This is a genomic window from Paraburkholderia sp. (assembly GCF_035501035.1).
GTDB lineage: Bacteria > Pseudomonadota > Gammaproteobacteria > Burkholderiales > Burkholderiaceae > Paraburkholderia.
Genome location: NZ_DATJWR010000069.1, coordinates 66369 through 79631, shown reverse-complemented (window position 1 = coordinate 79631; position 13263 = coordinate 66369). Strand labels below are relative to the sequence as shown.

15 protein-coding genes are annotated in these 13263 nt (G+C 66.0%); 6 read left to right on the top strand and 9 right to left on the bottom strand.

Annotated features, from left to right (window positions below; translation table 11 throughout):
• Positions 1–840 carry a universal stress protein gene (locus tag VMJ11_RS04630; protein WP_325617358.1) on the bottom strand — a complete coding sequence of 280 codons (840 nt, stop codon included), beginning with the start codon at positions 838–840 and terminating at the stop codon, positions 1–3.
• Positions 841–1161: 321 nt separating this feature from the next.
• On the opposite strand from VMJ11_RS04630, the gene VMJ11_RS04625 reads away from it, so the two are divergent.
• The 5 genes from VMJ11_RS04625 (at position 1162) to VMJ11_RS04605 (ending at position 4490) form a co-directional block, all read left to right on the top strand.
• Positions 1162–1596: an Hsp20/alpha crystallin family protein gene (locus VMJ11_RS04625; RefSeq protein WP_325617356.1), complete on the top strand. Its 435-nt coding sequence runs from the start codon at positions 1162–1164 to the stop codon at positions 1594–1596.
• Between the two features lie 175 nt (positions 1597–1771).
• Complete coding sequence (locus tag VMJ11_RS04620) at positions 1772–2605, top strand: universal stress protein (RefSeq protein WP_325617354.1); 834 nt, start codon at positions 1772–1774, stop codon at positions 2603–2605.
• Between the two features lie 68 nt (positions 2606–2673).
• Entirely contained in the window at positions 2674–3771 is a 1098-nt protein-coding gene (locus VMJ11_RS04615; RefSeq protein WP_325617352.1) for a universal stress protein, read from the top strand.
• A 59-nt stretch (positions 3772–3830) separates the two neighbouring features.
• Positions 3831–4070, top strand: a complete 240-nt coding sequence (locus VMJ11_RS04610) for a UDP-glucose 4-epimerase (RefSeq protein ID WP_325617350.1) — start codon at positions 3831–3833, stop codon at positions 4068–4070.
• A gap of 69 nt (positions 4071–4139) precedes the next feature.
• A complete protein-coding gene (locus VMJ11_RS04605; protein WP_325617489.1) occupies positions 4140–4490 on the top strand; it encodes a hypothetical protein in 351 nt (116 codons plus the stop codon).
• A 50-nt stretch (positions 4491–4540) separates the two neighbouring features.
• On the opposite strand, the gene VMJ11_RS04600 is transcribed toward VMJ11_RS04605, so the two are convergent.
• The 7 genes from VMJ11_RS04600 to VMJ11_RS04570 form a co-directional block, all read right to left on the bottom strand.
• The gene (locus tag VMJ11_RS04600; protein ID WP_325617348.1) at positions 4541–4909 is read right to left on the bottom strand and encodes a DUF3564 family protein; all 369 of its coding nucleotides are present in this window, start codon (positions 4907–4909) and stop codon (positions 4541–4543) included.
• Positions 4910–4938: 29 nt separating this feature from the next.
• Positions 4939–5298 carry a c-type cytochrome gene (locus VMJ11_RS04595; protein ID WP_325617488.1) on the bottom strand — a complete coding sequence of 120 codons (360 nt, stop codon included), beginning with the start codon at positions 5296–5298 and terminating at the stop codon, positions 4939–4941.
• Positions 5299–5619: 321 nt separating this feature from the next.
• A complete protein-coding gene (locus VMJ11_RS04590) occupies positions 5620–6408 on the bottom strand; it encodes a helix-turn-helix domain-containing protein (protein ID WP_325617346.1) in 789 nt (262 codons plus the stop codon).
• A gap of 13 nt (positions 6409–6421) precedes the next feature.
• On the bottom strand, positions 6422–6829 hold the full coding sequence (locus VMJ11_RS04585; RefSeq protein ID WP_325617344.1) for a response regulator: 408 nt from the start codon (positions 6827–6829) through the stop codon (positions 6422–6424).
• Positions 6830–6960: 131 nt separating this feature from the next.
• Positions 6961–7614, bottom strand: a complete 654-nt coding sequence (locus tag VMJ11_RS04580) for a response regulator transcription factor (RefSeq protein WP_325617342.1) — start codon at positions 7612–7614, stop codon at positions 6961–6963.
• Positions 7611–9698 (bottom strand): PAS domain S-box protein, encoded by a 2088-nt coding sequence (locus tag VMJ11_RS04575; RefSeq protein WP_325617340.1) that lies wholly within the window; start codon positions 9696–9698, stop codon positions 7611–7613. The genes VMJ11_RS04580 and VMJ11_RS04575 overlap by 4 nt, the downstream gene beginning before the upstream one ends.
• Positions 9699–9943: 245 nt before the next feature.
• Positions 9944–11368: an MBL fold metallo-hydrolase gene (locus tag VMJ11_RS04570; protein ID WP_325617338.1), complete on the bottom strand. Its 1425-nt coding sequence runs from the start codon at positions 11366–11368 to the stop codon at positions 9944–9946.
• Positions 11369–11573: 205 nt separating this feature from the next.
• On the opposite strand from VMJ11_RS04570, the gene VMJ11_RS04565 reads away from it, so the two are divergent.
• Entirely contained in the window at positions 11574–12035 is a 462-nt protein-coding gene (locus VMJ11_RS04565) for a hypothetical protein (protein WP_325617336.1), read from the top strand.
• A gap of 49 nt (positions 12036–12084) precedes the next feature.
• On the opposite strand, the gene VMJ11_RS04560 is transcribed toward VMJ11_RS04565, so the two are convergent.
• Positions 12085–13209, bottom strand: coding sequence for a PAS domain S-box protein (locus VMJ11_RS04560; RefSeq protein ID WP_325617334.1), 1125 nt, complete (start codon positions 13207–13209; stop codon positions 12085–12087).
• Positions 13210–13263 lie beyond the last annotated feature (54 nt).

Here is a 13263-nt window from a genome sequence, read left to right as displayed (position 1 = left end):
TCAATGCGACATGAGCACCGGCACCGTCATGGAGGCGAGTATCGAACGCGTGACCCCGCCCAGCACGAGTTCCTGGAGTCGCGCGTGGCCATAGGCGCCCATCACGAGCAGATCGTATCCGCCGTCGGCCGCATAGCTGAGCAGCGCGTCGCCTGTGGATTCGGCCGCGTCGCGCTCGAACCGGGTGATGTCGACCGTCGTCGCGCCATGGCGCGCAAGCATGGCGGCCAGGTCGGCGCACGCCGCTTGCGACTCGGCCGGCGTAAAGGTCGTGGATGCCGCCGCGATGGTCACGCGCGCCGCCCGCACGATGAACGGAATGGCGTCGTGCACCGCGCGAGCGGCCTCGCGGCTGCCGTTCCACGCAATGAGCACGTGCTTGCCGACAGACTCGAAGTTGCCGGCGTACGGCATCAACAGCACCGGGCCGCCCGCGCCGAGAAGCACGGTCTCGGGGAACTGCTCCGCAATATAGGACTCCGGATCGTCCTGATCGGTTTGCCCGAGTATCACGAGGTCGGCGGTCCTGCTGCGCTGCATGACCGTAGCAACCGGATCGCCCTCCGGGGCAATCCAGGCGCCATCGACCTGTGCGCGCGCCAGTTCGGCGCGGAACAGCCGCTCGATCGCGCCGCGCTGTTCCATGCGCAGCTTGCGATGCGTGTCGTAATAGTCGGCCGTGCCGGCCATTACGTAAAACTCACGCGGGCGTGGTTCGAACATCGCGAACAGGCCATCCAGATGCGCGTCGAACGTGCGGGCCAGCCGCAGCGCGAGCGAGAGCCGCGCGTTCGCGCGCGCGCTCGTGTCCATGTGCACCATGACGGTCTTGTAGCTCATCGTGTTCTCCAGCGAACGGGGTGGGCGCGCCGCCTTTCGGGGAGCGGAAAGGGGGCGCAGAAAGTGATTCGAGTCTAGAAACGTGGGGCTTGTGGCGTTTGATTTGAGTCAATCATCTCTGCGGAGACGCATCCGGCCCGGACGGATTCCGGAAAAAAGGAGACATTGAGGCAGATCAATCGGAAACCGCCGTGCCTGCATAGATTGAATACGGCGCACGCTGCATGGCGCGGCGTGAACGATGTGTGGGTGACCACCGCTGGTGGCGGCACGATTCATCACAAGGTTCGTGCGCCACGAAGGCCTAAAGGAGGCAAGGCAATGAGCAATCTGACACGTTATGACCCGTTTTCGATGGAGCCGGTTTCGGACCTGTTCCAGGGGCTTTTCCGGCCCATGCGCGGCATGCTGTCCAACGAAGAGAGCGAGCTCTCCGCGATGAAAGTCGACGTCACTGAAAGCGACAAGTCCTACACGGTGAAGGCCGAAATGCCCGGCGTGGACAAGAAGGACATCGACGTGAAAATCGACGGAAACGTGGTTTCGATTCAGGCGAAGGTCGAGCGCAAGACCGAGCAGAAGGAAGGGGAGCGCGTGATCCGCAGGGAGCGTTATAGCGGCTCGTTCGGGCGCACGTTCTCGCTCGCGAGCGATATCGACGAGAGCGGCGCCACCGCGCAGTATCAGGACGGCGTGCTGTCGCTCACGCTGCCGAAGAAGGCACACGCCGAGCAAAAGCGACTTCAGATCCAGTGAGCGCTTGAACTCGTCGAGAGTTGGGGAGGGCGCGTCGAATCCGGGCACGAAAGCCCGGCGCGCGCCATGACGGCGCAGGGGCATGGGCTCCGCGCCTTTTTTTTCGATATATGCACGACTGAGCTTTCGCGCGGCGAAACACGTCGCAGGCACATGCATCAGGGGGAGACACATAATGAAACGACCGACTGCCGCAGCCGCCAGAATGCAGCACCTTGTGCACTATTCACGTCTTTTCGTGCTCTTCACCGGCATGGAGCACGTGGCCTCGCTGCTCGACTGCGTGGCGGGCTGGGCAGCATGCGGGGCGCACGTGCGGCTCGCTGGGCTGGCTCCTGCTGCTTCGGTGGCCGAGACGGACCAGCCGGCCGCCGAGCATTGCTCCAATCGGATCACCCTCGCGGCGACGCTCGACGCGTCCCGCGAAGTGCTGGCACTACGCGGAATCGAGGCGGACTGCGAGGTCCTTGGCACGGGGCCGGACAACGCGGCACGCGGCGCGGCGCTGGTTCGCGCGGTACGCGACTGGAAAGCCGACTTGGCGATTGGCGCGCCGGCAAATCCGGTCACCCTGGCGGGCGAAACCGAGTGTCCAGTGCTCTTGCTGCCCATGCCCACCGCGCGTCACTACCCGGTGCCCCCCCGGCGCATTTTCGTGGCTAGCGATGCAAGCGCGGCATCGGCTTGCGCCGTGCGGGAAGCCGCGAGACTGGCGGCGCCGGATACGGCGGTGCGCGTGGGCTATCTCGCTTGCGACCCGGCGGATGCACAGCATCCCGAGGACTTCGATGCGGCCGTGCTCGAAGCCCAGCACGATGGCGAGACAACGGCGCAAGCGATCATCGAGGCGGCGCTGCAGTGGCGCGCGGACCTGCTGGTGCTGGGCACGCGCGGCGGCCATGCAGGGGGCCGGTGGCGCTTTGCAAGCGTCGCTTCGGAAGTCGCGCAGCGCACGGTGTTGCCGCTGCTCCTCGTGCCGCAGGCCATAAAAGCGCCGACGCTGATGTGATGACACACTCAGGGCGCGGCCGTGCGCTGCGTCGCTGTGGCTTTCGTTCAGTCGAACCGGATACGCACATGGCACCCTCATCGAAACCATTCCAGCGCCTCATTGCTGCCGCCGAGGGCGGAAGCGGCCTCGCCACGCTCGCGGCGTTCGCCTCGCGGCTCGCAAGTCGCGAGGCGCCGATCAAGCTCGTCGAACTCATCGCGGACCCCGCCTCCGTGTTTCCTGCGCTCCACCTGGGGTTGCCGGACTGCGCCGACACGCACGCGGCGATGATGCGCCATGCGGAGTTCGACTTGCGCACCGCCGCGCAGACATTGGCGAGCGACCGGGCGCAACCGGAAGTGCAGCTGCTCGACCTCTCGGTTCTGAACGTCAAGGCGCCGGCCGCCGTCGCACGTGCTGCGCAATCATTCGATGCCGATCTCGTGGCGCTCGCCGCGCACCACCCGGGGCACCACTGGGCCTGCAGGCTCGACCCGGAGGAAGTCGCGTACGCCACGCGCCGCACGTTGCTGTACGTGCCTTCGCAGTTGCTCGCGCTGGATGAGCCTCCTCTGGCGCGCGCGCTGATTGCCGTCGATGGAAGCGCGAGCGCTTACGCCGCGCTCGAACTCGCGCTCGGCTGCCTGCCGCAGGACGTGGAGCTGAAGGTGATTCATGTCGTCGACCGTACGCTACCTGTGGGAGAGCCGCGTCTTTCCCACTTGTTCGAGGCCGACGGCACCCGCGCCCTGGCTCGCGCCGAAGCGCTCGCTGAGGCTCGTCGCTCGCGGCTGTCGCTGACGGCGATCGCGACGCACGACGAACTGGATGACGTTGCCAGCACGATCCTGCGCGAGGCGCGCGCCTGGGGCGCCGATCTTCTCGTCATCGGGTTACAGGGGCGCCGCGTGCGCACACACGCGTTGCCCGGCGCCGTAGCGTCGCACGCATTGCGCGACGCCCTGTGCCCCGTTCTCGTAGTCGCGCCCTCGAATCACGCGACGGACGAGGCCGCGGCGAAAGAGACCTCGCGCGAGGCCACGGCTGGCGGGAAAGCGTCGTCCCGCTTTCGCACCGCGGTGAGCAGGACCGATCAGGTTGACGTGCATCAATTGGCGCCGAAGGTCCGGTTTTATGCTGATTTCACTCGCAGGCCCGGTTGTTCGCCGCGTGGCATGCGGTGACGCGAGCTGGCCCAAGGCATTTGATGTGGACTCACGCCCTCGACAAGGAGACCCGAATCATGACACTCAATGGCCACATCGACTCCGGCGCCTGGAGCGTCCAAGCCGTCACTTCGCCTGGGCCACAAGGCGGGTTTCGCTGCGAGGTGAACGTCTCGCACGGCTCGCAAACGCAGCGCTTCACCCACGCGTTCGCGCACCATCGCGTCTTCGAAAGCGAGCGGGAGGCGGTGCTCGAAGGGCTGCGCGAGGGCATGGTGTGGATCGACCTGAAAATTCGTCACGCGTTCGAACTGTAATCCAGTGCGGTCCACGGCGATGACGAGCCTGTGGGCCGCAACGGCACCGATTTTCGAAGGGGTACCGTGATGGGACTCGGGATGCAAATTGTCTATCTGGGTTTCGCCGGATCCTCTGCCCTCGAGGCGGAAGCCGGGGTTCAGTTGCTGCGGCTCGAACGGTTCAGCAGCGTGCTGTCGAATTGTCATCTCGCCATCGAGCAACTGCACCCGGCCAACCGGCAGCCGGCGTACGACGTTCGTCTCGATCTCGTCTCGCCCTCGCGTGAGCTTTCGCCGCTCGGCCATTGCGAGGGCGAGGACCCCGTGGCAGCCCTGCGCGCGGCGTTCGACGCAGCCGAGCGCCAGCTCAGCGCCAGGGCGCCTTCGGGCGGACGCGACATACCGGGACGGGGCAACGCGCCGCCACCGTTGAGCTAAAGCCGGGCACGGCCGGACGGGGGCAAAGCCCGTCCGTTGGCCATCAGCGCTCAGGCTTCGTCGGCGAAAAGCCCGTCTTCGGGATCGGGCACACTCTCATCGACGCATTGCACATGCCAACGTCCTTCGAGCGGCTCGGCGTTCATGCGCGGGTTCCAGCGCGCGCGGCCGGATTCGCCTTCGAAGGGGCCGACGCTCGCCTGGAGGTCGAGGCCATCGACCGTGCAGACTTCGCGCTGGCCTTCCGACGCCAGCAGGCTCGTGCCTTCCGCCGTGCGGCGGCATTGCCCCCATTCGGGCAGGTTCACGCCGGCATGGCCTTCTCTGGACCACTTCTTCGCTTCGGTGTCGATCCAGATGATCGCGTAGGCAGCGGGGTCGAGGCGGTCGAAACTGTCGAGATGAACGGTGACGCGCATGGCGATGCTCTCCTGGAAGATGTGTGTGACTACTGGCTCAGGACCCACTGAACGAGCGTACGTGCGTCCTCGGCCGAAAGCGGGCCGCCGCGCTCCTCCGGCAGCGGCATGGCCATGTCGCCCCAGTGCGCCTTGCCGCCGCGCCTGAGCTTGTCTTCGAGCAGGATTTGCGCGTTCGGGTTGTCGCGGTAGCGCTCGGCGATCTGGTGGAACGAGGGCGCGAGAAAGGGCGCGTCGGAAGTGTGGCAGAACATGCAGTGCTGCTGATCGACGAGTTCCGTGGGTTCGGGAAGCTGTGCATGCGCAAGCCCTGCGTGCAATGCGAAAGCGCATGTCAGCACGGCATGAACCAGGACGAGGCTTGCACGATCTTGGAAAGACGGAACCATCGGGACGCAGACGACCGGCGTAAGGGGGCGTGGCATCGATCCTCTCCTTGAGTGCGTATTGCGAGCCAAAAGCGCTCAATGAGATTCATGCTGCCATTGGCGCGCCTGGTTCCGTTGATATGTGTCAAGCGGCACGGGATTGCACTCCGCTCGTGTACACGGCGATTGCACTGCGATTACATGGCGATTGCGCGGCGATGCAAAAAAGACGGCGCCGGGTATGGGGCGCCGTCAAACAGACGCGCCTCAGCTACGAGGCGCGCTGTGTCAAAAATATCAGAAACAACCGTGCCGCGCTGTGCGTGCGCCTCGCGTCACACGTCACACGCGCGCGAGGCCCTCCACATCGACGATGCGGATCTGCTTGCCGTTCGGCTCGACGAGCCCTTCGCGCTGAAAGCGCGAGAACATCCGGCTCACGGTTTCGAGCTTCATGCCGAGGAAGCAGCCAATTTCCTCGCGGCTCATCTTCAGGTTGAATTGCGCGCCGGAATAGCCGCGTGCGTGGAAGCGCGCCGCGAGATCGAGCAGGAATGTCGCGAGGCGCTGTTCGGCGGTCATCGTGCCGAGCAGCATCATCAGGCTCGACTCCCGCACGATTTCTCCGCTCATCAGTTGGTAGAGGTAGCGCTGCATGCGACGGCTCTCGCGGCAGAACGTCTCGAGCTGGGCGAAAGGAATGATGCAAACCGTGCTGTCTTCGAGCGCAATCGCGTCGCAGCTGTGCATGCCGGAGCAAACGCCGTCGAGTCCGAGCGGCTCGCCGGGAATCTGGAAGCCCGTGACCTGTTCGCGGCCGTCGCGATGCATGACGACGGTCTTGAACGAGCCGGTGCGCACGGAGTAGAGGCTCTGAAACGTGTCGTGCGCACGAAACAGCGCTTCGCCGCGGTGCACGTTGCGTGTGGTGAGGACCACGGCGTCGAGCTGCAGGAGTTCGGTATACGTGAGGTCCGGCGGCATGCAGACCGCGCGCAGCGAGCAGGTGGAGCAGCGCGTAGCCGGCTGGCGCGGCGCCGCCGCGCGCGCGGCCGGCTGCAGGGGCACGACAGGGCAGCGCGCGGACGGTGGCGTGGACAGTGAGGAATCGCAGGCAGGCTCGGCATACATAATCGTCTCCAAGTCAGCGCGCCGGGGCGGCGCGCTGTTTCACAAGCGCTTCGATGACTTCACAGGCGGCGTCGAATTCAGACGTCTTGTCGAAGAAAAAGTGGGCTCCGGCGCGTTGGCAGGCGGCTCGAAAGGGTGCGCCAGCGTGGTTCGTCAGCACGACCGTCACGACCGAGGGATGCTCGCGTGCAAGCAGGGTGAGCAGTTCGATGCCGCTGCCGCTTGCGAGCCTCAGGTCGACCACCGCGACGTCCGCACCGCTTTCGGCGATGCCGCTCAGGGCGCTGGCCGAATCTTCGGCTTCGCCAATCACGCTCACGTCGGGAATGGCCGAAAGGGCCTCGGCGATCTTCCTGCGCACCGCCGTCGCATCCTCGACGAGGAAGACTTGCAGCGGCTGGCGGACAGGACTGGCTTTCATGTAGCCAGTATTGGCGGCGCCGTCTCAAAAAAATATCGGCGTCGATGGAAAGTGACGTAAGCAGAACGGAAGTCTTGTAGGTGAATTCCTACAGACATGCGGCGATCGGCCGCGGCGTGCGCAAGGCCGGGTTAGGGTTCGTCCGGATCGTCGAGCAGCTTGTGCCGCATGGCGTAGCGCACGAGGGCGGCTTCGTGCGGCATCTGCATTTTTTCGAGGATGCGGACCTTGTAGGTGCTGATGGTCTTCGCGCTCACGCACAGCTCCTGCGCGATTTCGGTGATGGTCTGGCCGGACGCGATACGCCGGAATACCTCGAACTCGCGGTCGGACAGGCGCTGGTGGGGAAGCGTGTCGGCGGGTTCGTTCAGGCTCTGGGCGAAGCGCTCGGCCATCGTCATGCTGATGTAGACCCCGCCGGAGGCGATCTTCGTCACGGCGCTCACGAGCTCCTTGCTCGCGCATTCCTTGGTGAGATAGCCCGAAGCGCCGGCCTTGAAGGCGCGCACCGCATATTGCTGCTCGGCGTGCATGGTCAGCACGAGGATGCGCAGCGCGGGTTTTTCATCCTTGATCTGCTTGACGAGATCGACACCGCTGCGGCCCGGCATCGAGAGATCGAGCACCAGCACGTGGGCGTCGTGCTCGCGCACCAGCGCGAGCGTCGTGGCGCTGTCGCAGCCTTCGCCCACCACCTGGAACTCGATTTCGCGCGCGCTTTCCAGGATGCGGCGCAGACCGTCACGCATGAGCGCATGGTCGTCGGCGAGAATCACCTTGATCATGAAGCGGCCTCTTCGGGTAGCAGGGCATGGAGCGCGAACGTGATCGTCATGGTAAAGCCCTTTCCGGGCGCCGTATCGATCGAAACGTTTCCGTCCAGCATATGGGCGCGCTCGCGAATGCCGAGCAGGCCAAACGGCCTGTCCCGCAAGGCGTCGGGCGGCGTGTCGGTGGGGTCGCCGTCCGCGCCGTGGCCGTCGTCGGCGATGCGCAAGACGCAGCTTGGCCCGCTCACCTTGAGCGACAGCTCGACGAGGCTGGCTTCGGCATGACGGGCGACATTGTTCAGCGCTTCCTGAACGATGCGAAAGAGGATAGAGGCGGCGACGTTGGAGAACACCGTGGCTTCCGCGTCCAGATCGCGCTCCACGACAATGCCATAGCGGTTCGTGAAGTCGTTCGCGAGCCATTCGATGGCCGGCACGAGGCCGAGGTCGTCGAGCATGACCGGCCGCAGGTCCGCCGCGATGCGGCGCAACGACGCCACGGTCGAATCGATCAGGTTGCGCATGCCGGCGAGCCGCGCGGTGGTGTCGAAGCTGGCATCTTGCCCGAGCCGGTGCTCGAGGGCGGACAGGTCGATCTTGAGCGCGGTGAGCTGCTGGCCGAGATCGTCGTGAAGCTCGCGCGCGATGCGGGTCTTTTCGGCCTCGCGCACGTTCTGCAGATTGGCCGACAGTTCGCGCAGCTCTTCGCGGGAGCGCTTGAGCGCTTCCTCCGCGCGCACGCGCTCCGTGACGTCGCGCAGCATGACCGTGAAAAGCTTGCCGGAGCCGTCGCGGATCTGCGAAATCGATGCCTCGATGGGAAACTCCTCGCCATTGGCGCGCAGCCCAAGCAGCACGCGCTGTGGGCGGCCCATCTGGCGCTCGGTGACGCCCGTCACGCCGAACTGCTCGACATGCTGCGTGTGGGCGGCGCGGAACCGCTCGGGAATGAAGCGCGAGAGCGGCGAGCCGATCGCCTCCATGGCGGAAAGGCCGAACACCAGTTCGGCGGCGGGATTGAAGATCACCACGTGCTGGCTTTCGTCGACGGTGATGACCGCTTCCATCGACGAGCGGATGATCCCCATCATGCGGGCTTCGGTGAGTCGCGCGTCGCCGTGGGCCTTCGTGGGCGAGGCGCTCGCGCGCATGAGGCGATGCACGAGAAGCGCAAACGCGGCGGCGGCGAGGGTTCCCGCGAGCAGGACGGCAACGACGCAGGCGGCTGCGCCCATGAGCAGCGGGCTGCCGTCGGCGCTGACGAAGAGGGTGAGCGTCGCGCCGCCGAATTCCAGCGAATCGTTGTGCCGGAACCGGGTGCCGGGCAAAACCTCGTCCTCCTCGCCGCGTGCGCTCGAGTACACGTCCAGTGGCGGCGCTCCCACGCGCACGGCGAGGGTGAGTCCGGGATCAGCGGCGACGAGCGGCTCGAACAGCCGCCGCGCGTCCAGCAAGGCCATGGCGAAACCGACGACTTTGCGCGCATCCCCTTGTGCGTCGGGCGACGCCGCGTACACCGGCAGCCAGAGCTTGAGAAGCGGCGGCTCGGCGGCCAGTGCGGGCACGGCGGCCAGCGCGACATTGCCGGTTTCGGCGGCATAGCGGCGCGCGGCACGCGTCGCGACGGTTTCCACGAGCGCGTTCTCGGGGAGGGTGGTGGTCGGGCCGGCCCATTGCGCGATGGGCGCTGTGGGCGATCCGGCCGCGCCGGCCGCTGTGTAGCCGCGCGACATGTCATACCCGAGCGCAAAGACCGCCGAGTGTGCGCTATCCAGATCGATCGCCGAGACAAAGCGATTCCAGGCCGCGGGATCGGGAGTGGGCGTTTGCGTGAGCAAGGCGCGCGCGCCGCGCAACATGGCTTCGTTGGCGATGAGCGTCTGTTCGAGCGTTGCGCGCAGCGCCGCCGCGCGCCGGGTGAATCGCTGCTCCGCGGCCGCCTGCCACTGCCGTGAGACGAACGTCGCGATAGCGCCGGCGAGCGCGAAAGCGACAATGAACGCCAGCACGGCCGCGACGGCCGGATCGCGCAGCCGCGCGACGAGCGCCGGCCCCGCGCTTCGCCCGACGCGCATACGCGGGTTAGCGCCTGGTCCCATGGCGGAGATCCGGAATGAAACGCTTGCGCGAGGTCGATGCGTAGGCCATTCGCGTGTGAACTACCGATATCAATGTAGGGGGAGCCGACATCCTGCATTACGCGGGATGCAAGCCCATTTTATGAGCCCCATGGCAGCGTATCCCAAAAAGTTTGCGACCGTCCGGCGGGTTTGCGCGAGGCAACGATACGCCGATATGCCGATACACCCATGCGCCCATCCACGACGAGTGCATCGGCGGCCTTTCAGGAGGCCGTGCCGGGCGCCGACGCCGGTTCGCACGGCGGGCACGGATAAGGCCGCACCGTTTCCTGCGCCAGTTCGACCGATTCCCGATGCTCCGGCACGCTGCAATCCCAGTGCAGCGTCTCGGCGATGCGCCGGCGCAAGGCATCGGCCGCGGCGGGGTCGCCATGCGTGATGAACGTATGAATGGGCGGGCACGTCATCTCGGCCAGCCAGCGCAGCGTCTCCTGGTAATCGGCATGCGCGGAGAGCGAGGTGATCGAGGCGACCTCGGCGCGCACGTGCACGTACTCTCCATGCAGCTTGATTGCCGGGGAGTGGGCTTCGAGCGCCGCGCCGCGCGTGCCGGGAGCCTGGTAGCCCACGAGCGCGATGGTGTTGCGCGGGTCGGACGCGTACAGGTGCAGGTGGTGCAGTACGCGGCCTCCCGTGGCCATGCCGCTGCCGGCGATGATGACCATGGGCCCGTTGCGCGAGACGATGGCCTTCGACTCGTCGACGGTGCGCGTCATGACCGCCGCGTGATCGATGGCGTGTAATTGGGAAATCGTCAGCCGATGGTCGCTCATGTGGCGCCGGTAGAGGTCGGTCACGCTGATCGCCATCGGGCTGTCGAGATAGACCGGCACGTTGGCCATGCGGCCCGTTTCCTTCAAATGCGCGATGTAGTAGAGCACTTCCTGCGCGCGCCCTACCGCGAAGCAAGGCATGACCACGAGGCCGCCGCGAGCGAAGGTGCGCGCGAACATCTCGGCCAGTTCGTCCTCGGGGTTGCGGGTGTCGTGCAGGCGGTCGCCATAGGTCGATTCGACGACGAGGTAGTCGGCATGCGCAAGCGGCGCGGGCGCGCGTACGATGGGATCCTCGGGGCGGCCGAGATCGCCCGAAAACGCGATGACCGTGTGCCCGCAGCACAGCACGACGCTGGCTGCGCCAAGGATATGGCCCGCAGGCAGCAGCCGGAAGGTCAGTTGCTCGCCGAGCGCGAGGGGCGCGTCGAACTCCCGGGGTTGGAGGAGCCGCAGTGCGTTTTCCGCGTCCTCCATCGTGTAGAGCGGAAGGGCCGGATGGTGCTTCGAAAAGCCGTGGCGGTTCGCGAACGCCGCGTCCTCTTCCTGGAGCCGGGCGCTGTCGCGCAGCATGACGCCGCACAGATCCGCGGTGCCCGGCGTGCAATACACGGGGCCGTGATAACCGTTGCGCGCGAGGACGGGCAGGTAGCCGCAATGGTCGATGTGGGCATGCGTGAGGATCACCGCGTCGATCGAGTCGGCGGGAAAGGGCAGCGGGTCCCAGTTGCGCAGACGCAGGTTCTTGGTGCCCTGGAACAGCCCACAGTCGATCAGCACCCGCTTGCCTGCCGCTTCCAGCAGGTACCGCGACCCGGTGACAGTCTGCGCCGCGCCCAGAAACGTCAGCTTCATCACGCTCTCCTCGCTTCGCGCGCCACGTGCGCGCCTGATAGCGATTGAAGCGCGCACCGGCACTGTGCATTTGACTTGAATCAGATGAACGGGCATTGATCCCGCCCACTTCGGCTTGAGTTAGATCAATCGAAGCGCGCCCGCTGATTCTTACATTGAAGTCAGCGGCTCGCTTTCGAGAGCCGGTTTTCGGGCAGGGGCAAACATGTCGATCAGGTTGTCCTCTGGCAGGTCACTGGTGCCGATTCTGTCGATTGCATTGCTTGGCGCGTGCGTCACGCACGGCGACGAAAACGACGGTTTCCGCCGTTCGGAGACCGAGCTGGAGGCGTCGCGCGAGCAGAGCGCGATCAAATGCGCCACGCCCGATGCGTGCGTAGAGGCCTGGGGTCGCGCCCGGCTCTTCGTCGAACGGCACTCGCCCACGCCGATCGAGACTTCGACGGACGACACGATCGCGACGCGCATGCCACATGAATTTGGCATTGCGTACTTTTGGGCGGTGCGGCAGATGGCGGCGGACGGAACGACGACGATACGGCTCAAGGGCATGTGCCGCGGCATGTACAGCACCGACAACGGCCCTGGCTGGGCCTATGCGCGCTGCGCCGAGCAGTTGCTCGAGGGGCAGCTGGAATTCGTGCGGGAGGTCGGTGGCGTCAGATGAACTGCGCGCGTGAGCGCGCTTACCCGCGCTTATTCGCGCTTTTCCGCCGTTACCGTGTAACGGGAACGAAGGGGAGATGGATTTCCACCGGCAGGCGCAGCTCCGCCGAAATCGTGACGCCCGCGCCGGGACGGCTCTCGACCGTCAGCGAGCCGCCGAGCTGCAAAACGCGCTCGCGCATGCCGATGAGCCCGAACGCATCGGAACGCGACGCGGCTCGCGGGTCGAAGCCGACTCCGTCGTCGCTGACGCGCAGGCTGCAATGTTTGGCATCGTTCTCCAGCTCGATCGTCACATGGTGCGCGTGGGCGTGGCGCGCGACATTCGTGAGCGCCTCCTGGACGACCCGAAAGAGGGCCGTGGTGGCGAATTCGTCGAGGTCGGGCTCCGAAATGTCCAGTTCGCACTGCACGCTCACGCCGTAACGGCTTTGAAAGTCTTGCGCCAGCCATTCGAGCGCAGCCTGGAGCCCGAGATCGTCGAGCACGGCGGGCCGCAGATCGGCGGCGATGCGCCGTATGGCGACGGCAAGCGCGTCGATTTGCGCGCCGATCTGCGCGACCGCCTCCAGTGCGCCGCGCGTTGGCGCCGGCAACGCATTGGCGAGGTCGGTTTCGTGACTGCCGAGCGCCATTTTCAGCGCTGCGATCTGTTGCCCCAGATCGTCGTGCAGCTCGCGCGCGATGCGCTTCTGTTCGTTCTCGCGCGCCTGCTGCATGAGCGCCGACGCGGCATGAGCCCGCTCGAGCTCTTCGAGTCTGCGTCGCTCGCTCATGTCCCGGGTGATTTTCGCGAAGCCGACGAGCGCATCGTCGTCGTCGCGCACGGCGGTGATGACGACATTCGCCCAGAAGCGGCTGCCGTCCTTGCGCACGCGCCAGCCCTCGTCCTCGACGCGCCCCTGACGCGCCGCAGCCTCGAGCAGGCGCGCGGGCTTGCCCGAAGCGATATCGTCGGGCGTATAGAACACGGAGAAGTGCTGGCCGACGATTTCGTCTGGAGAATAGCCCTTGATCCGCTGCGCGCCGGGATTCCAGCTCGCGATGCGGCCGCCGGGTTCGAGCATGAAAATGGCGTAGTCGCGTACGGCGTCGATCAGAAGGCGATACCGGTGTGCGATGGCGATATCGCTGTCATTGCGTCCTAGCCAGGATTTGGGCCCTGCCGTTTGCATGCGGCACTCCGGATGATTTGCCAGGTTTCCAGGCTTCGGACATAGCCTGGGGAG